The organism is Paenibacillus sp. FSL H8-0259 (assembly GCF_037963255.1).
GTDB lineage: Bacteria > Bacillota > Bacilli > Paenibacillales > Paenibacillaceae > Paenibacillus_AQ > Paenibacillus_AQ phytohabitans.
Map to the genome: position 1 here is coordinate 4,437,390 of NZ_CP150147.1, position 19,363 is coordinate 4,456,752.

Below are 19,363 nucleotides of genomic sequence, written 5' to 3' on the forward strand. Positions count from 1 at the left end.
AGGATTTTAATTTTTCATGATAATTCGCCTATGAATGCCTATGTTAAGCCTTAGATTTTGCCAAAAGATATAAAAAGTACGGGGCGCCGATGATCGCCACCACGATACCTGTAGGTATCTCTGTAGGCTGCAGAATCCAGCGCCCGATGGTGTCTGCGGTAAGCAGCAGCAGCGCGCCTATCAGAGCGGCTGCAGGCAGCATGATCTGATGACGCGGGCCTACAAGTCTGCGGGCGAGATGCGGTGCAATCAGTCCGACGAAGCCGATGCCTCCGCTGACCGAGACGCAGGCGCCTGCGAGAGCCACAGCAGCAGCCAAGAGCAGCAGACGTTCCCGCTCCAGCGGCAGCCCAAGTCCCTTGGAGGTTTCATCCCCCAGGTTTAGTACGTTAAGCACCCGGGCTTTGTAGAACGCGAACGGCAGCAGAATCAATATCCAGGGGAGCAATGCCAGCACGAACCGCCAGTCTCCGCCCCAGATTTTGCCGGCCAGCCAGATGGCTACGAACTGATAATTCTGCGGGTCCAGTCTTAACGACAGGATCAGCTGAAAAGCGTAAATGCCGGCACCTACGGCAATTCCGATCAGGATCAGCCGTGTCGGCGAGAGTCCGTCGGCTCTCCGGTAGGAGAGAAAATAGATCAGCGTGGCCGTAAGCGCTGCACCTGCCAGCGCCAGCAGCGGAAGAACAAAGATGGGCCCCGCTGTGGTTGCCGGGACAAATGAAATGAAGATCAGCACTGCGAATCCCGCTCCGGCGTTAATCCCTAAGGTAGAGGGTTCAGCAAGAGCATTGCGCGACAGGCCTTGCAGAATAGATCCGGATACTGCGAAACCCGCCCCGATGAGCAGTGAGATCACTATACGCGGCAGCCGGAAATCAAACAGAATCAGCTTCTGCTGTTTGGTTCCTTCACCGAGCAAAGTATGTAGAACATCAAGTGGTGATAAGCGCATGAAGCCGGTATTCATACTGACAATAAAAATAATGACGATAAGTGCAGCAAGCAGCGTTAGAATACCGGCTTCTCTGGTGCGGCGCGATTTCACTGAGGGTACAGACATGGTCCTGTTCATTACAGCTCCCCCTTGCGCTTGCTGGCCAGATAGATGAAGAACGGTACGCCGATTACTGCAATCAGGGCACCTATCGGTGTTTCATAAGGCGCATTAATCATTCTCGCAGCGATATCGGCAAAGAGGATCAGGACGCTCCCGAGTACTGCCGAGCAAGGAATGATCCAGCGGTAATCCACCCCCACCAGATAACGGGTAATATGCGGAACCATTAATCCGACAAAAGCAATCGGGCCCACCGTCGAGACCGCCGCTCCGGCAAGAATGACCACAATGATCATCCCTACGGTCTGTACCAGCCGTGTGCGCTGCCCCAGTCCAGCGGCAACATCCCTTCCCAGGCTTAACAGCGTGATGGAACGCGAGAGCACCAGCGACCCGATAAGCGCACCTGCAACCCAGGGGGACATAATCTTGAGCTGTGTCCAGTTCGCTCCCCCAATCCCGCCTGCCATCCAGAACGCGATATCCTGGGAGAGGTGATACAGAATGGCGACGCCTTGGCTGAGCGCCAGCAGCATAGCACTGACCGCAGCACCCGCTAAGGTCAGGCGTAGCGGTGTCAGCCCGCTATGGGACAGCGAACCGATGCCGAAGACTAAGAGCGATGCCACAGCCGCTCCAATGAAGCAGTAGATCATGATATACATGAAAGACAGCGAAGGCGCAAAGGCGAAAGCCAATGCCAGGCCGACACCGGCTCCGGCGTTGAGTCCCAGCAGCCCCGAATCCGCCAGCGGATTCCGGGTCATTCCCTGCATGATCGCGCCGGCAACAGCAAAACATGCCCCCACCAGCGCTCCGGCCAAAGCCCGGGGGATTCGCAGCTCCCGGATGACCTGATGCTGCGCCAGCTCCGGATTGAAGCGGACAACAGCTTCCCATACAGTAGCCAGCCGGATATCTGCTGCTCCTACCGATACAGACAACATCAGTCCGAAGACGATGACAGCTATTCCGAGCAGCAGTATCGTAGCTGCAGCCACCGGCCGCGACTTGATGGGTTTATCCCCTGCAGCCGTAGAAGGATTGAGGTTAGAACGTGTGGATGAAACCATAAGCCGTCTCCTTAACAGGATTATTACTTGCTTCTAATTGATTATCATTCTCATTATCGCAAATATATGAATTTTGTACAAGCAGATAACGCGTAATCTATGCTGAACGCCCTCATCTATCGCTCCATTTAAAAAAAGGTGCAGATCATCGTATCCGGGGATACAAGGACCTGCACACTCTATACCGGCAGAGGCTGATTACCGGCATTTTGAACGCATCTTATTTTACAAGACTGCTCAGAGCATCATCAATTGTTTTGGAGTTAGCTATAGGACCGCTGTACAGCCAGCTGGTTGATCTGCTAAACTCATGAACATTCCCCGCCTTAACAGCCGGAATCCCCTTCCAGATCGCGCCATCCGTAACTTCAGCAGCATCCGCCCCGTCACTGTTCACTAGGATGATATGATCTGCAGTCAGCTCAGACAATTTCTCAAGTGATATCGGATTCCACGTTGCTCTGGACTCAGCAGGAATTTCGGTAACCAGATTCGGAAGCTTCACGCCAAGATCACCATACAGGACTGCCCCGCTGCTGCGGGTTTCATCTACTATATAGAAGTTCTTGGATACCAGCCAGAGAATGGCAACGGACTCATCGCCGATCGCAGCGGAGATTTTTGTTTTGGCATCAGCCGCTTTTTGATCATAGGCAGCAATGGCTGCTTCAGCTTCAGGCGTTTTGTTCAACAGCTCGCCGATCTTGAGCAGCGATTTGCGCCAGTCCTTGCTGACTTCGTCGCCGAGTACATACGTTGGTGCAATTTTGTTCAGCTGGTCATACAGACCGTTCTGGACAGTACCTTCCGATTGTACAATAGTGAAGTCCGGTGCGAAGCTGGTTACAGCTTCGAGTGGAAGGTCATAGCTGATGGTTGGAATGTCCTTAAGCTCAGCTGCAAGGTAATCCTGAGTGCCGTTTGTCACGGACCATTGGGCAACCGGAGTCACGCCAAGTGCGACCAGATAGTCTTCCAGATAAGAAGCAAGCACACGCTGCGGGTTCGCAGGGACAGTGACTTTATGTCCCATGGCATCCGTTACTGTTTGCTCTACCGCTGGAGCTGTTGTTTCTGCCGGTACAGTAGTGGCTTCTGCAGTTGCTGCAGGTGCCGTAGTTGCCGCAGCCCCGTTATTGGCTGCATTGTTATTTCCGCATGCGGATAATAACAACGTCGTGGTCATGAGTCCGGCCATAGCCAGCTTCATGCTTGTTGATCTTTGCAGGTTGAACGAAAACATTAATTACCCCTCCTGTATATACATTCATTATTGGTCAAAGGTGATTGCGGCCTTCGCCTCACATAAACTGATGATATTGATTCTCATTCTCTATGTCAACTAAATTATCTGATTCCATTTATACTCACCCTGCGCATAACAAAAAACGGCTATTCCCGCAACCTGCGGAAACAGCCGTTTTACATATAAAGGGTATGTCTATTTGTGCAAATGATACGGTACAGTTGCTATAACGATATCCTTCTGATTCATCAGATAAGAGCGGATAAACAAGCTGGTCTGATTATGCAGAATCGCCTGCCACCAATGCTTCGTAACAAATTGCGGAATGAGTACAGTAATGTGGTCTGTAGAAGCGGTTTTCCACTCCACCGTATCGATGAATTTCACCAGCGGGCGGATGATGCTGCGGTAACGAGAGCGGAGTACAATCAGGCGCACTCCAGGGTTCCACTCTTCCCACTTCTGTTCCATTTTGTGAATCTCTTCTTCATCGAATCCGACATATACAGCCACTACATTCTCAGTCAATGACTTCGCATAGCTGATCGAATGCAGTACTGCACGGGTGACACCGGCAACAGGTACAACCACTGTGCTTCCTTTAATGCAAGGTTTATCCGTAGCCGGACAAATACGCAGCTGATCGGCAATATTCATATAATGGCGGTGAATCCGGTGGAACACGATGATTACAAGCGGCAGGAAGATGAAGGCCATCCATACACTCGAGAATTTAGTAATAATGAAGATGAGCGTAATGGTTAAGGTTGTGAGCATGCCTACTGTATTCACAGCGAATTTGCTCTGCCAGCCCTTAGGCTTGGTTCTGTACCACTGGACCATCATGCCAAGCTGTGAAAGGGTAAACGGAATGAATACCCCAACGGCGTATAATGGAATCAACCCTTCGGTATTTCCGTGAAAAGCAGCTACAAGCACAGCCGACATTACGCCGAGGAAAATAATGCCGTTGGAGAATCCCAGCCGGTCTCCGCGCACCATGAAGGCGTGGGGTAAATATTTGTCTTTGGCGAACATGAACGCCAGCAGCGGGAAGGCCGAATACGCTGTATTCGCCGCCAGGAACAAGATTACTGCGGTGATGCCTTGGATGAAGAAGTACAAACCGCCGCGGCCAAAGGTAGACTCGGTAATCTGTGACACAACCGTTGCTTTCTCGTCCGGCATGATACCGTACCAATAAGCCAAAAGCGTAATCCCCGTGAACATAGCCCCGAGAATCAGACCCATCAGCATCAGCGTTTTAGCCGCATTTTTCTCAGCCGGTGCTTTGAAGTTAGGGATCGCATTGGAGACCGCTTCTACCCCGGTCAGTGCCGAACAGCCGGAGCTGAAGGCCTTAAGCAGAAGGAACATACTGACGTTCGATACCGCCGAGCCGATCTCAGGAACCTGGGCATGAGCACCGCCGGTTGCATACTTGAAGACTCCCGCGATAATCAGTACAAAGATGGAGACGACGAACAGATATACCGGAATGGCTATGAATGAAGCAGATTCAGTAACACCCCGCAGATTGACAATCGTTAAGAGCAGAATGACAGTAACCGCTATGAGTACACTATGATTATGAAGACCCGGGAACGCTGATGTGATCGCATCCGTTCCCGCCGAGGCGCTTACCGCCACCGTAAGAATATAATCCACCAGCAAAGAGCCGCCGGCAAGCAAGCCGGTATGAACCCCGAGATTGGTTTTGGCAACAATATAGGCGCCCCCGCCTTGCGGATAAGCAAAAATGGTCTGCCGATAAGACAGGATTAAGATGGCCAGCAGGCCCAATACGGCTAATGCAATTGGCAATGAGTACCAGATAGCTGTGAAACCTGCGGCCACAAGTACGATTAAGATTTGTTCTGTTCCGTAGGCTACAGACGAGAGCGCATCAGAAGACAGGACAGCCAGTGCTTTCACCTTGGATAACTTTTCATGATCGAGTTCGTTCGACTTCATCGGACGCCCGATCAATAGTCGTTTTACCTTGCTTACCATTGTAGTAACAGTTCCTCTCTTTGTTAAGTTGAAACGGCAGTACCGCGCGCTGTTTTCATAAGTGGATTTCATAAATGCAGGCACAAAAATAAGCATACGGAAATGATCCGCATGCCTTGAGTGCATGGTCATTATCCCACTATTGCTTACGAGGTTAGCTGGCGGATTCGGGCTGTGGTAGCCCTACGGTTTTCGAGTCTGCTGACCCGCTTCCGATTCACCCCGTTGGCACTCGGCCAAGTTTGGTTCCCCCGTTTTTCCTTCCGGAAAATTCAGCGCATATTCAACTTCTCACAAGGACTAATATTAATCTACAATGCCTCTTCCGTAAAGCGTTGAAACAAATGAAAAAAGAATGAAAAACAACCAAAACAACCAAATCCATGATCCGGTATGTCTTGATCTTTCATTCTCTTTCATTATCCCTTTATCGCGTGATTTTACAGCGTTTCTGCATAATAATTTACACTTAATTTAAGGGAAATAGTTACTCTTCATTCTGCCTGACGGCTTCTTACTCAGCTGCATCCTCTTTACGCCCTGTCCATAGCAGAATTGTGATTAATGCGAACGCAATGAGTGCCAGCAGCGGGATGGTGATGAATCCGAAATAATTCAGATAATCCGTGTTGCACGGCACACCGATTGTACATGGAAGCACCTTGCTGAGTGCCGGAATTTTCTGCTCTGCGTAATGATAGATCGAAATGCTTCCGCCAATCAAACTTAAGGGAAGGACATAAGGGATAATGCGCTTATCCCCCCGGTAAGTGGCGATTCCGAGCAAAATCAGCTGCGGGTACATAAATATCCGCTGAAACCAGCATAGCTTGCAGGGCTCATATTTCAGCACTTCACTGAGATACAGACTGCCTGCTACAGCAACAACCGAGACGAACCAGGCCAAGTAGAGACAATTCCGGCGGCAGAATGCAGAGAATTTATTCATTGTGCAGCCACAGCTTCCGCAGCTACCTGGATTTGAGCATCAATCTCCTCCATATTAAAAGGTTCATTCACCTTGACTCCATTGACAAACAGTGATGGCGTATTGGTTACACCGGTGTCTGTGCCAAGCTGGATATCTCTCTCCAGTTCGCTTTCGTAGGTCTTGTCTTCAATATCCTTACGCAGCAGGTCGAAGTCAATGGGCAGTTCTAATTGCTGTGCCAGACTTACCAGGAAGTCCGGTGTTGCCCACTCTACCTTTTCTTCACCCTGGTTAGCATAGATGGCATCGAAGAATTTCCAGAAAGCCTCTTGATTCTGATGGTATACGGAGAGTGCCGCAAGTGAGGCTGTTCTCGAATCCGTACCAATAAAGGCCAGGTTGACGAAGTAAAAGGCTGCTTTATCCTGATTGACATACTCCTGAACGATTTGCGGTTTAATCACCCCGGTGAACTGGGCGCAAGCCGGACATTTGTAATCGCCGAATTCAACGATTTTGACTGGAGCATCTTCTTTCCCCAGCCGTGCCATTTCACTGTAATTGAAGTCAACGGGAGCCGCAGCAGATCCTGTGGTTGAGCCGTCCTTCGAGGCCAGCATGAATAATCCTACAAAAATAATTACGACTAATGCCACTGTACTCACGATCAGAATTCTCGTTTTCTGCTTCTGCTGTTCCTGCTCTGCCCGGCGTTTCTCCTGCTTGCTCATCTGGGGAAGCGCGACATTGTTCTTATTCGGTTTGCTCAAAGAGAGTTCCTTTCTGTCCATAGGACTGTCGTGATAAAAGATAAGTTACTTTAAAATTATATAATTAAAGTTCTCTCCTTGGCAAACCCTACATTATACAGCTTTTGTTGCCGCAGGCACTCCGCTGTCTTCATTTTCTTGGTTGTAAATCAGCTCCGGCGATGAATCCAGCGACTGCAGTACAATTCTGAAAAAGAACTGGGTCCCGCCGCCCGGCGCCGGTTCCGCCCATATTTCTCCCTGCATAAGCTCCACCAGCTTCTTGCAAATGGCCAATCCCAGACCAGTACCCGGATATTTACGCGTGTGGGAAGCATCCACCTGGGAAAAGGATTGGAACAGCAGCTGCAGCTTATCCGGCGGAATGCCGATGCCTGTATCATGCACTTTGAATTGCAGCGTCTGAGAAGCTCCCTTCATGCCGGCGGACTCAACAGTAACTGTAACCGCTCCCGAAGGAGTGAATTTCACCGCATTGCCGATTAAATTAACCAGGATCTGACGGATCCGCGCAATGTCTCCCACGAACTTGCCGGGAAGCCCCTCTTCTACCGACAGCACAAACGACAATTGCTTATCTCTGGTAATTACTTCAAACAGATCCATACACTCCTGCAGCAGCACGGTCAGCTGAAACGGCTCCTGGTTCAACACGAGACCATCTGCTTCCAGGCGGGAGATATCGAGAACATCACTCATTACATGGAGCAGCGCCTGGCTGCTGGTACTCTGCAGCTTCAGCAGCTCCAGATGCTCGGGCTTGCTGATCTCTTCGGCCAGCAGCTGATTGATGCCGATAATTCCGTTCAGCGGTGTACGGATTTCATGGCTCATCGTCGCCAGAAACTCGCTTTTCATCCTGGCTGCACTCTCTGCCGCATCCCGGGCCTGAATCAGTTCATGCTGGTATTGCATCAAGGCAGTGACATCCTCGGCAACGAGATAGACCAGCTGTTCCTTATTATGAAGCAATGGAAACACCGTTACGCTGCAGATCATCTGCTGGCCGTCCCTGGTGATAACCCTCAGCTCCAGCTTGGAGGACTTCCCTTGGGAGGCATTGCGCACAGCTTCCTTGACCGCGGCTTCATCCCGGGCACTGTACAGGATGTTCTTGAATTCCCCCAGTTCTTCTCTTCCATATCCGGTGGTATACCGCAGGGAAGGATTAGCACTGATGATCTTCTTAAGGGCCGGATCAATACACAGCACCATATCCGGGCTATGCTCGAACAAGGCCATATAACGCTGCTCATTAAATGCTGCAAAGCGGAGCACATGCTGCCGGTCCCTATAGAGCAGGCCAAGCACAATTGTCACAATGAACAAGAAGGAACCGCCCAGAATAATGCCCAGCAGTGAATCATCCAAGAGCGGAGCGCGCCCTGTATACAAGAAGGAGTCTACTACTGTGAAGGATGCGCCGGCCATTGCAGAATAATGTATTCCTGTGAACGCTCCGGTCAGGGTTAACACGAGCAGCAATTTTTTGACACTAAGCATATTGTAGGCATTCCCCAGCCATTTCGGGTCGTAGGATGCAGTAATTACAGGGACAACAAAGGCGAATAGGATAGACAGGATAATGGAAAAGAACCCTTGTTCATACGTTGCCGAGAGCTTCATCGCCAGAATACCGCTGAAATGCATGATCAGTATTCCGCTGCTGAACAGCATGCCGCCAAGACCCAGATAGACACGGCTGCGGGTATGGGGGTTGCCAAGCATTGCAAACAGCATATAAGAAGCGGCCACAGGAATGATCAGCGAGAACACAAGCAGCAGCAGATCATACGATACCGGAACTCCCAAATCCATCGCCCGCATTCCGATAAAATGCATACTCCACATCCCTGTGCCCAGCACTACAGAGATAAGCAGAATATAGAGATTCCCCTTGCGGCCACGGAGCAGCCGTTCCGCCAGATCCAGGGCTGTGAAGCACGATAGAAATGCTATAGCAACAGATAAGAGGACAAGCAGATCATTGTAATGATTCGGATGATGCTCCATAGGCCTCTCTCCTTTCATGAACTTTAAGATATTGCATTTCACCTATTTACACTAACCTTACCCTGGGTGAAACCAGTCGAATCGTAGATTGTGTCTAATGGGACAGACAGTTTTTGCTTAAGGGAAGCGCTGACAAAACGAGAGCCCCTGAATACTAAAAAAAGCACAGCGCTGTAATAGCGCCATGCTCTTGTCATCTCGTAATTAAGCTCCGGCTTCCTCCGTCAGAAACTGCACCTTCAGCAGCTTAATCCGGGAAATCCGCTTATTGTCCGTCTCTTCAACCACAAATAAATGATTGTCGAACTCCACCGTCTGGCCTTTTTGCGGAGGATTGACCTCCAGCTTGGAATACAGCCAGCCGCCTATCGTATCGTAATCATCCGTCTCCATGTGGATTCCGAGCGTATCATTGATCTCCTCGATCAGCATCAGGCCGTCGATAGAGAACTCATCCTCCCCCAGCTTCTCGATGCCGGGACGTTCCTCGTCGAACTCATCCTGAATCTCTCCGACAATCTCTTCCATAATATCCTCCAGAGTAACCATACCCGAGGTACCGCCATACTCATCAATCAGGATAGCGATTTGGGTCTTGGCACGCTGCATGACCTTGAGGAGGCTGCTAATCTGAATCGATTCCGGTACAGTCAATATCGGACGGATCAATTCGTTATACTTGGGCGCATTATCACGGATCATATCCTTGATATGAATGAAGCCGAGAATATGGTCCTTGTCTCCGTCGCAGACCGGATAACGGGTTCTCATTCCGTCAAAGGCAATTTCAAGATTCTCGTCCGTCTCCAGATGCGTGTTAAGACAGATCATTTCCGTGCGCGGAATCATAATCTCCCTGGCCATCGTGTCGGCAAATTCGAAGATATTATCCACCAGGGTCATTTCCGTGTTGTCGATCAATCCGCTTTTGTTGCTCTCCTGCATCAGAATGCGTATTTCTTCCTCTGTATGTGCTGTAGCCAGCTCCGATGCCGGCGTCAGACGGAAGATACGCAGCAGCCCGCGAGCCAGGCCGTTAACCACCCAGATGAAGGGATACATGATCCGGTAAAAGACATTCATCGGACCTGCAGCAAGCAGAAGTACAGCCTCGGCTTTATTCACTGCAATGGTCTTCGGGGCAAGCTCGCCCAGTACAATATGCAGAACAGTGATGAACATAAAGGCTATGATAAGCGAAACCACAAAAACAGTTGTTTCTCCGAAGCCGAGGTTCGTAATAACCGGCCCCACAATCGTAGCAATCGCCGGTTCTCCGAGCCAGCCTAGCGCAAGCGAGGCAAGTGTTATGCCAAGCTGACAGGCCGACAGATAACCATCCAGATTATGAACGATCTGTCTTGCTGCAGGGGCTCTCTTGCTGCCTTCCTCAATCAGTGAATCGATGCGCCCGCTGCGCACCTTCACCATCGCATACTCAACCGAAACAAAAAAACCGTTAAGCAGCACAATCAAAATAATAAGACCTACATTTAATATACCGGGTAAAGGGTCGCTCAATTTATACTCCTATCCGCCGTTTCCTGTGCGGGCGGATAGGCCCACCTCCTTCGTTTGTTCAAAATGTCAGACTGGATCATGCCAGCTGTTCCTTTCCGTATCAATTTCCCAATGCCTTCATCTCCAGTACATAAATCACGGATTATAAATAATACTTTTATTATATAAATATATTAGGTGAAACAGCAAGCATGCGTGTCCCCTCGAAAAATACAGCATATGTGCGTACGGTAGCAAAAGAAACGGCTGACCGCCTTTAAACAAAGGTGGACAGCCGTTTTTGCGTTATTCTATGGATAAATGGCCAGAAAGCTTATCGGCAGCTCCGTACAACCGCCGGATTTCCGATAACTCCCGGATATTGATAGACAAGCGGCTCTTCAAAGGTGGCATAATCGAAATTTACCATCAGCAGCACAACCCGCTGTCCGGTCGCCCGGTCGCTGATAATCAGATGGTCGCGGCCCGCAGCTTCAAGCACACCGGTATAGACCTTGGCGTTCCAGTCTTTGTTGTTCTCATAGGTGAAGTAGAAGGTGCCGACCTTGCCAAGGTTGAGGCGGAAGATGTTCTCCACATAAGACTGTTCGAACACCGGTGCAGTTGTTGAGACCACGGTTCCGGCTGGCGTCATGGGGCTGCCGCTGGTGACCTGCGGCGGCATGCTGCTCATAGTACCCATGGTGCCCATGTTTCCAATGTTTCCCTTGTTGCTCATGGCACCCATAGTATTCATCGGGCCCATGCCGTTCATATTGTTCATGTTGTTCATGTTGCTCATGCCACCTGCTGGGTTGCTGCCCATCATATAATTAACGGGACGGTAGGGTTGAACGATCATTTACGAATAACCTCCTAAAATTTGAATTAGCATTCACTTAAGCGTACCTAGAATAATGACGGGCAATCCACCTGGGTCGGAGTGAAGAAGCAGTGTGCCTTGTAGCGGCCGGTGTTCTGCTGGTTGTACCAGTTGGCCGGACAGGCCCCGACAGGCCGGAAGAACCACAGTGCATTTGATGCTGGCCAGGTTCTTTCCCCGGCGATAGCGCGTTTTGCCAAACGGATGTCGGCCTCCCGTGCACGCTGATAGAAGTACCCCTTCTGCGGGGCTTCAAAGCCGCCCGGGCTCTGGTACACCATATCATTCACACTGCGGATGTTGTTGAAGTCCAGACAGTTGCCGAGAATCCGGTTGACCCCGACATTACCGACCATCAGCATGCCTGACTCCCCATCCTCTTCGGCCTCGGCCCGCATCAGCCGCGCAAGCACCCTTACATCCTCCGAATTCGTTTTGATGACGGCCACGCGTTCTCCTCCTTGTAATCACTTCATTGACAGTTATGGAACAAAGCTGTAACGCCAAGCATCCGTTGTTCTTTACTGCTCGCTGTATTGTATGTGCATTCGCCTAAGTGGTGACAGTCCCCGCCCAATTTCTTGCGGTCTGCAGCAATACCTTGTATACCATGAAATACCTGCTTTTGAGCCGAAGCAAGCACAACCCAAATACCCCCTTCCACCGCTGACGGTTACAAGGGGGGCTGCTGAACACTTTTCAAATAAACATCACACTATCCATGAACAAGCCTGTTCACTATTCCGCTGTGGAGTAATGCGGGCGCCGCTGAAAGCCATGATATCTTGTACCCTGATATGTCAGCACTCCCCTGTCCCCTTCAGCACTCATACCATATTCATGGCCGTCCACCTTGAACTCTCTGCGGACACCATCCTCCGCTTCATACGTCAGGTAGTAGGTTGTGCTGGTGCGGCTGCTCTCATCCTGTGCCTGCTGCTGGCGGACTTCGCTGCGCTTGCTGACAATTCGGGCGGGTATGGACTGCAGGGGGGCATTATTGTTCCGGCTCCACTGAAGCAGTCCTCTGCCTGCAGACACAGCGATAATCCCCACGACTACAGCGAGGAATATCGGCAATACCGTTCCTGTAAAATCAAACATCCAGGATGGATCCGGTCCCGTTCCCATGGTCTCTTCCCCCTTGTTCCCATCTGGTTAGATTCCCTGCCCTTGGCAGGTCTTCTCTACATGTATATGCCTCTTCCCTTGAAGACAGCATAACAAATGTGTAACACCCCCATCTGCTCCGAGAGAATCTTCACTTGGGGTGATGACAGCACGCCAAAAAGACCACCTAAATCCCCCTATATCCGGGAACCTAAATGGTCTTCATTATACCAAGAGAGGCGATCACATTAAGCATGTACGAGATCTAGCAATTGTCTGGTTTCGCTTGTTTCTTCCGGCAGCATACCGTTGTCCGCCCAGCAAGCTCTGCATTGTTCTTCCGTTTCACACAGGTGAGCATCGTCACAGTTGTAGCACAATTGCAGCAGGTTTCTTGTCATATAATCCGTTTCAAATGTTTTCATAATAATCTCTCCTATTCGGGATGAAAGTTTGTGAAAAAATGAACTTGTTCTCTATGTGTTAAATATATCACAGGAGTGAAAGTTTGTCATGTGATTTTTTTCACATTTTTAAAGAAAATTTTAAATAAGTTTTTTCCTTATATTAAGAGGGCTTTGCGGCCGTATTATCAAAAAGAAAAGGCTACCCGCCAATGCGGACAACCTCTTAATTACCTTTACATAACCCGCCAGCTCACTCCGCCATTCGTAGTCTGCAGCAGGATAGATCTGCGGTCCTCTTCCTTCTGGATCAGCAGCCAGCCTACATCATCCGAGATGAATTGCAGCTTCACTACTTCCGGGTATTCCAGCAGCTTGGACTGCAGTACACTGCTGGCCGGAAGTGCCGTCCAGGTCTGTCCCTGATTCATCGTCTTGTACAACAGGTTCCCCTCTAAAGACCAGCCCGCCTGCGAGCTGAGGAATTCAGGTGCCACATGCCGGTTAATTCCCGTCAACGCCGGCCGGCTGAAGCTGATAAACTTCCAGTTTTCTCCCCCGTTTGCAGTGAAATAGCCGTTGTAGGTCATGCTGGCCTCTTTTTCTTTTTGACAACCTACAGACAGCCATCCGCCTGTATGATCCGTACCGAAGAATTCAGGTTCACCGGCAATGACCCGGTCACAGCCTCCAAAGCTCTCGTTGACCAGAAATTCAGAGCCTGCCGCCCAGGTTGCCCCGCCGTCTTTGGTGACATAGATCTTAGGCAGTGCCCCGGTCTGAAGCGTTACGAATCCGCGGCTCCCGTCCTTAAATATCATTCCGGTCGTAACGCCCGGCAGCGGAATTGTATTGTTAGGCAGATTCGGATTATACTGCTCATTCTGCATGACCAGGGCCCAGGTTGCCCCGCCGTCCTGCGTAGCATACAAGGCTTTGCTCTCTTTGGTGGAGCTGGCATCCCATGAAGTCATCAGCCAGCCATGGGACGGTGAACTGAAGTAGAACGAAGACAAGGTGTTGGTGTCAGGAAAAGCAGAAACTTTCCAGGTGTGTCCCCCATCTGTTGTGCGCAGCACCACGGTCTCGGTCGTGCCGAAAGAGCTTCGTATAATCCAGCCGTTGCTGGGATCGGTGAAGAAAATCTCTTTGCCATACACCGGGTTGCTCAGAAACTGCACAGTCGTAGCCGGCGAGATATTGGCCCAGGTTTTGCCGTTATCAAGGGTCATATACATGCGCAGCTCATTTTTGGTGACACCCCAGGCTATTCCCGCTGACGGGTTAAGCAGCCTGAAGTCTGTCAGCCGGGTCTGAATCTGATATTTCGGGGCATTCTCATTATCGACGTTCTTGGCATCCGGTGTGATGACCGTAATCATCTGCCCTTCTTCCGGCGCTTCCGTCGGCTGCGGGGGCTGGGAAGGCTCGGGAGCAGGAGCAGAAGAACAAGCCGAGAGAATAAGTAAGGTCAGGAGAAGCAGCAGCACCCTTCTCAGAACCTTGTAACCTGAAGCTGTGGATGACAATGCTCTCTCCTCTTCCCGTTAATCGTTATTTCTTCGTATTTAAATTACTGCGTTTGTATCCGTACAGACCATAGATTAGCAGTCCTACCGCAAGCCAGATCAGGAAGCCAATCCAGGTTTCTCTTCCCAGATTATACATTAGATAACCGCAGGTTGCCGCACTAAGGAGCGGAATGAACGGAACCCAAGGAACCTTGAAGCCTCTTATGAGATCTGTTTTCGTACGGCGGAGCACAATAACACCCAGCGAAACCACCAGGAAGGCGAATAAGGTCCCGATACTGGTCAGATTGGCCAGCCGGTCAAGCGGGACGAAGCCGGTAAGAACGGCAATCAGTCCGCCGACCATCCATGTGCTGCGCACTGGCGTATGTGTTTTGGGGCTGACCTTGGACAAGCTCTGCGGCAGCAATCCGTCTCGGGAAATGGCAAACAGCAGACGGGTTTGTCCGAACAGCATTACCAGCAGCACGGTAGTCATCCCGGCAATGGCACCTACAGAGATCAGACCGGCGATCATATTCTGGTCAACGAACCGCAGGGCGAACGATACCGGATCACTTACATTGAGGTTCTGATAAGGCACGATCCCCGTAAGTACCAAGGATACGGCGATATAGAGTACGGTACAGATCGCAAGCGACGAGATAATACCGATCGGCAGATCGCGCTGCGGACGCTTCACTTCTTCGGCAGCAGTCGAGATGGCATCAAATCCGATATAGGCAAAAAATACGGTTGCCGCACCATTCACCACACCATGGAAACCAAACGGCAGGAATGGCGTCCAGTTCTCCGGCTTCACATAGAATATACCGGTGACGATAAACAGCAGCACCACCGAGATTTTGATCACAACCATCACTGCATTGAAACGGGCGGTCTCCTTGACCCCGCGTGTCAGCAGGTAAGAGATCAGCAGAATAATGACAACTGCGGGTAAATTAATAATGGTTCCTTTATCTGCATTATACGCCCCTGACAAAGCGGTGGGCAAATGAATGCCGAAGCCTTCCAGAAGTCCCTGGAAATAACCGGACCACCCGCTGCTTACCGCCGCTGCGGCTACGCCGTATTCAAGCACCAGATCCCATCCGAGAATCCAGGCCAGCAGTTCCCCGAAGGCGACATAGCTGTATGCATAAGCGCTGCCGGATACCGGCAGTGTGGAAGCAAATTCGGAGTAACACAGTGCGGATAACACACAGGCAAAGCCGGCGATGATGAAGGACAGCACAAGTCCCGGTCCGGCATGCTCCGCAGCAGCCACTCCCGTCATTACAAAAATTCCGGTGCCGATAATGGCCCCTACACCGAGCATGGTCAGATCCATTGCACCCAGTGTCTTGCTAAGTTTCTCCGCTCCGGTATTCTGGGGAATAGCCAGCGGTTTTTTGCGGAATAAATCCATTCTGAAATTCGCTCCTGTCAAGTGGTTGAGTGGATAATAAGAAATACATTGTTAGCATGCCCGTTTTGGGGTAATGGATTAAAAGCGGACAGCTTGAAAACACTATCCCTAGAGATTATGATGGATAAGATTGGACCGCAAGTGGAAACGGCTCTGCCTTCCTTATATAGGACGGTACCGTTTCAGCGAGAAATATAAGGATGAATGATGGCGTTTAACTTATAAACCCTTATATTTCAAAATTCGAAAGCTGGAGGAGATCTAACAATGGCCCCATTTAAGCCCAATCGTGTCGTAGTGATCGGCACCGGTGCAGTCGGAACCACGACAGCCTATACGCTGCTGCTGCGTAAGCGCATGCCCGAACTAGTACTCATCGATGTGAACCATCAGAAGGCGCTTGGTGAAGCGCTGGATATGAACCATGGCATGCCATTTGTCGGCGGTGTGAAGCTGTGGGCCGGCACCTATGAGGACTGCAAGGAAGCCGACATCATCATCGTCACTGCCGGAGCCTCCCAGAAGCCTGGTGAAACCCGGATCGACCTGCTGCGCAAGAACATCTCGATCTTCAAAGATATCATCCAAAAAATCACGAAATACAATCATCACGCTATCCTGCTGATTGCCACAAATCCGGTCGATATTCTGTCCTATGCCACCTTGAAGATCAGCGGCTTCGACCGCAGACGGGTTATCGGTTCCGGTACTGTACTGGACAGCGCCCGCTTCCGTTACCTGATTGGGCTTCATAAGGAAATCGATCCGCGCAGTATTCATGGACAAATCATCGGTGAACATGGCGATTCCGAGCTGCCGGTCTGGAGTCTCGCCAATGTCGCGGGAATTGACCTGGGCTTCGATGAAGCGGAACGTGATGAGATCTTTGAGGACACCAAGAATGCCGCCTACGAGATCATAGATGCCAAGGGCTCTACCTCCTATGCCATCGCATTGGCACTGGACCGGATTGTTGCGTCCATCCTGAACAATGAAGGCTCCGTCCTGAATGTCTCCACACTGCTGAACAACTACAACGGCGTATCAGACGTGTTCCTTGGCGCTCCATGTGTCGTAGACCGTTCCGGCGTGCGTGAAGTACTTGATCTTCCGCTCAGTGACGAAGAACAGCTTCTGTTCCAGCAATCCGCTGATAAGCTCAAAAGTGAGATTGCCAAGCTGGAGCTGTAATCTCCGTGTGTGGACAAGCCTGCCGCCAATCCTCTGAGGATTGGCGGCTATTTTACTTATAGGAAGAGATTCAAGATTCAGACTCTGCTTCTTCTCCAGCCCGCCTTACCATCAGACGTGCACAGACGCGTTAACCAATTAAAGTCAGAATTGCTGTCCAGCTTATCGATTTCTTTTATCCATGGTCTAATCGTTGTGTCTACGACTTCGAGGCTTGTCCCTCTCCGCCTTCTACCCTGAATAATAACCCCTTCTCATGGTAGCAATTCATGGCGGTGTTGTCATTATAAAAATGCACATTCCGTGTGATTTATGCGTTATGTTTTGAACAAAAGTTCATAGTGTGTATTGACGCTGTTAGCCCCAGGTTCACGAGTCACCGCTGCCTGTCTTATACGGCATGCCGATCTGCAGTCTGGACATAGCTTCTTCCTTCTCACGGCTCGTAATATGTGTGTATACAGTGGTCGTCTGGATCGAGGAATGGCCCAGCAGCTCCTGCACCGTGCGCAGATCCGCTCCCTTACGCAGCAGCATGGTGGCAAAGGAGTGCCGCAGCTTGTGGCTGGAGTACGGCCGGCGCTGGGACAAAGGCACTTCACTCTGGAAGCGGCTGAATGTATCTGCAGCAATCCCTTGGATGCCGCGGATGGAGAGCCGGCGGCCTTTTTGCGAGATGAACATCGCCTCCTCCTTGCTGTGCCAAGGATTAAGACGGTCCTTCAGCGCCTCGTCAAGATACGGGGCAATATCCTCAGGAACCGGGACATTGCGCCATTTGCGTCCTTTGCCGAAGACACGCAGTGAACGTCTCTCTACATTATAATCACTCTGATTCAGCGTATGTACTTCTCCTACCCGCAGACCCATATACGACATCAGCAAAAAAACAGCCAGATTGCGGCTTCTGTATTTGCCGTCTACCGCTGACAGAAACCGCTGCAGGTCTTGTTCATCCAGATAGACCGGCTCACGGTTTTTTTCAGTCTTGGACTTCTTGATTCCGGCGGCCGGGTTGATATTCAGCAGCTCCAGCTCCGTCAGTGCCTTGAAGAGGCAGCTTATTGAGGCATGCTTGCGGTTACGTGTCGCATCACTTACCCCGCGTTCCCGCACAGAAGTCAGATAGGAGACAACCTGCAGTTTTTTGACAGTACCCAGCTCCCGCCCATTCAGACTGCCCAGAAATTCCCGTGCATCAGCAAGATAGGATTTCTGGGTATATGCTGTGTAGCCGGCGTCCTTCATCCAGATCAGAAAGGCATCCAGCTCTTCTTCATATTCAAGCTCCGGCTCATTCATGCCCTGTGCTCCTCCTCTTCCCTCCACATTACAGCATGCTTCTGTACCGTTCCAAGAAACTCACTTAACGCCGGGGATTTCCACTTTTTGCTGTGATAGGCAATTTGGGTTGCCACCCGCTGGGAATCATCATTCCAGTTCAGCCGGCCCAGCTTGCCTTCCGCTAATTCCCTGCGGACCGTAATCATCGGCAGGAATGAGATACCGAGTCCTGCCATTACGCATTGCTTGATCGCTTCAATGCTCCAGAACTCCAGATTCGGATCTGGGAACACTCCATGGCTGTTCAGATGGCGCTCAAATAAGGTACGATAGGTGCAGCCTGTTTCCGTATGCAGAATCGTTACATTTTTAAGATGCAGCGGTTCTACTTCTTCCAATTCCAGCAGCGGGTGATCCAGTGGAGCGACCAGCGTCATCGCTTCATGGATCAGCGTGTCACAGTACATCTCCTTATACTCCGTCTCCGGTTGGAGAAGAAAGGCCAGATCAAGCTCTCCTGAGCGGACGAATTCCGTCAGCTCCCAGCAGGCTCCCGGCTTCAGCGTAATCTGCACCTGCGGATGCCGGCTGCGGAATTCCTTAATAATCCCCGGGAGGCGGAAGGCCGCCAAAGATTCAGGTGCACCAATCCGCAGCGAACCGGATATTTCCGTCTCCGACCGCAGGGCGTTCTCGGCCATCGTGTGCATCTTGGAGATTTCCTGGGCATACGGCAGGAGGCGGCGGCCGGCATCGGTGAGAATGATCTTTTTGCTGATCCGGTCAAACAGGGGCTGCTCCAGTTCTGCCTCCAGCGCCTGAATCTGTGCGGTAATGCTGGACTGGGCGTAATCAAGCTTCTGGGCTGCGCGGGTAAAGCTGCCGGTCTCAACTACAACGAGAAAGGTGAACAGATGCTTAGACTCCATAGTACCTCCTTCA

17 protein-coding genes and 1 riboswitch are annotated in these 19,363 nt (G+C 50.8%); of the genes, 1 reads left to right on the forward strand and 16 read right to left on the reverse strand.

The genetic code is table 11. The features are described 5' to 3' along the window. Nucleotides 1–43 precede the first annotated feature (43 nt). The 14 genes from NSU01_RS18730 to NSU01_RS18795 all read right to left on the reverse strand — a co-directional run bounded on the left by NSU01_RS18730 (nucleotide 44) and on the right by NSU01_RS18795 (nucleotide 15,946). Nucleotides 44–1,078, reverse strand: coding sequence for an iron ABC transporter permease (locus NSU01_RS18730; protein WP_042137737.1), 1,035 nt, complete (start codon nucleotides 1,076–1,078; stop codon nucleotides 44–46). After that, nucleotides 1,078–2,136, reverse strand: coding sequence for an iron ABC transporter permease (locus tag NSU01_RS18735; protein ID WP_076243050.1), 1,059 nt, complete (start codon nucleotides 2,134–2,136; stop codon nucleotides 1,078–1,080). The genes NSU01_RS18730 and NSU01_RS18735 overlap by 1 nt, the downstream gene beginning before the upstream one ends. Nucleotides 2,137–2,356: 220 nt before the next feature. Beyond that, on the reverse strand, nucleotides 2,357–3,379 hold the full coding sequence (locus NSU01_RS18740; RefSeq protein WP_083705307.1) for an iron-hydroxamate ABC transporter substrate-binding protein: 1,023 nt from the start codon (nucleotides 3,377–3,379) through the stop codon (nucleotides 2,357–2,359). A gap of 198 nt (nucleotides 3,380–3,577) precedes the next feature. Then, a complete protein-coding gene (locus NSU01_RS18745) occupies nucleotides 3,578–5,395 on the reverse strand; it encodes an APC family permease (RefSeq protein WP_042137741.1) in 1,818 nt (605 codons plus the stop codon). 128 nt (nucleotides 5,396–5,523) lie between these two features. Then, nucleotides 5,524–5,683, reverse strand: a riboswitch (cyclic di-AMP (ydaO/yuaA leader). Nucleotides 5,684–5,909: 226 nt separating this feature from the next. After that, nucleotides 5,910–6,344 carry a disulfide oxidoreductase gene (locus NSU01_RS18750; protein ID WP_042137742.1) on the reverse strand — a complete coding sequence of 145 codons (435 nt, stop codon included), beginning with the start codon at nucleotides 6,342–6,344 and terminating at the stop codon, nucleotides 5,910–5,912. Then, nucleotides 6,341–7,096, reverse strand: coding sequence for a DsbA family protein (locus NSU01_RS18755; protein ID WP_076243049.1), 756 nt, complete (start codon nucleotides 7,094–7,096; stop codon nucleotides 6,341–6,343). Before NSU01_RS18755 ends, NSU01_RS18750 begins: the two co-directional genes overlap by 4 nt. 93 nt (nucleotides 7,097–7,189) lie before the next feature. After that, on the reverse strand, nucleotides 7,190–9,109 hold the full coding sequence (locus NSU01_RS18760) for an ATP-binding protein (RefSeq protein WP_076243048.1): 1,920 nt from the start codon (nucleotides 9,107–9,109) through the stop codon (nucleotides 7,190–7,192). 204 nt (nucleotides 9,110–9,313) lie between these two features. Then, nucleotides 9,314–10,630, reverse strand: coding sequence for a hemolysin family protein (locus NSU01_RS18765; RefSeq protein WP_042137745.1), 1,317 nt, complete (start codon nucleotides 10,628–10,630; stop codon nucleotides 9,314–9,316). A gap of 313 nt (nucleotides 10,631–10,943) precedes the next feature. Then, nucleotides 10,944–11,348 (reverse strand): spore coat protein GerQ, encoded by a 405-nt coding sequence (gene gerQ / locus NSU01_RS18770; protein WP_256703788.1) that lies wholly within the window; start codon nucleotides 11,346–11,348, stop codon nucleotides 10,944–10,946. Nucleotides 11,349–11,518: 170 nt separating this feature from the next. Then, nucleotides 11,519–11,941 carry a cell wall hydrolase gene (locus NSU01_RS18775; RefSeq protein WP_042137747.1) on the reverse strand — a complete coding sequence of 141 codons (423 nt, stop codon included), beginning with the start codon at nucleotides 11,939–11,941 and terminating at the stop codon, nucleotides 11,519–11,521. A 289-nt stretch (nucleotides 11,942–12,230) separates the two neighbouring features. Then, nucleotides 12,231–12,623 carry a DUF2500 domain-containing protein gene (locus NSU01_RS18780; RefSeq protein WP_042137749.1) on the reverse strand — a complete coding sequence of 131 codons (393 nt, stop codon included), beginning with the start codon at nucleotides 12,621–12,623 and terminating at the stop codon, nucleotides 12,231–12,233. A 227-nt stretch (nucleotides 12,624–12,850) separates the two neighbouring features. Then, on the reverse strand, nucleotides 12,851–13,027 hold the full coding sequence (locus NSU01_RS18785) for a hypothetical protein (RefSeq protein ID WP_171715899.1): 177 nt from the start codon (nucleotides 13,025–13,027) through the stop codon (nucleotides 12,851–12,853). Between the two features lie 215 nt (nucleotides 13,028–13,242). Beyond that, nucleotides 13,243–14,535: a YCF48-related protein gene (locus NSU01_RS18790; RefSeq protein WP_076243047.1), complete on the reverse strand. Its 1,293-nt coding sequence runs from the start codon at nucleotides 14,533–14,535 to the stop codon at nucleotides 13,243–13,245. Between the two features lie 25 nt (nucleotides 14,536–14,560). Further along, nucleotides 14,561–15,946 (reverse strand): amino acid permease, encoded by a 1,386-nt coding sequence (locus tag NSU01_RS18795; protein WP_076243046.1) that lies wholly within the window; start codon nucleotides 15,944–15,946, stop codon nucleotides 14,561–14,563. 267 nt (nucleotides 15,947–16,213) lie between these two features. Between NSU01_RS18795 and NSU01_RS18800 the strand changes: the two genes are divergently transcribed. Further along, nucleotides 16,214–17,137 (forward strand): L-lactate dehydrogenase, encoded by a 924-nt coding sequence (locus NSU01_RS18800; protein WP_039298976.1) that lies wholly within the window; start codon nucleotides 16,214–16,216, stop codon nucleotides 17,135–17,137. 369 nt (nucleotides 17,138–17,506) lie between these two features. Here NSU01_RS18800 and NSU01_RS18805 read toward each other — a convergent pair whose 3' ends face one another. After that, nucleotides 17,507–18,439: a tyrosine-type recombinase/integrase gene (locus tag NSU01_RS18805; RefSeq protein WP_042137755.1), complete on the reverse strand. Its 933-nt coding sequence runs from the start codon at nucleotides 18,437–18,439 to the stop codon at nucleotides 17,507–17,509. Then, a complete protein-coding gene (locus NSU01_RS18810; RefSeq protein ID WP_042137757.1) occupies nucleotides 18,436–19,350 on the reverse strand; it encodes a LysR family transcriptional regulator in 915 nt (304 codons plus the stop codon). The genes NSU01_RS18805 and NSU01_RS18810 overlap by 4 nt, the downstream gene beginning before the upstream one ends. Nucleotides 19,351–19,363 lie beyond the last annotated feature (13 nt).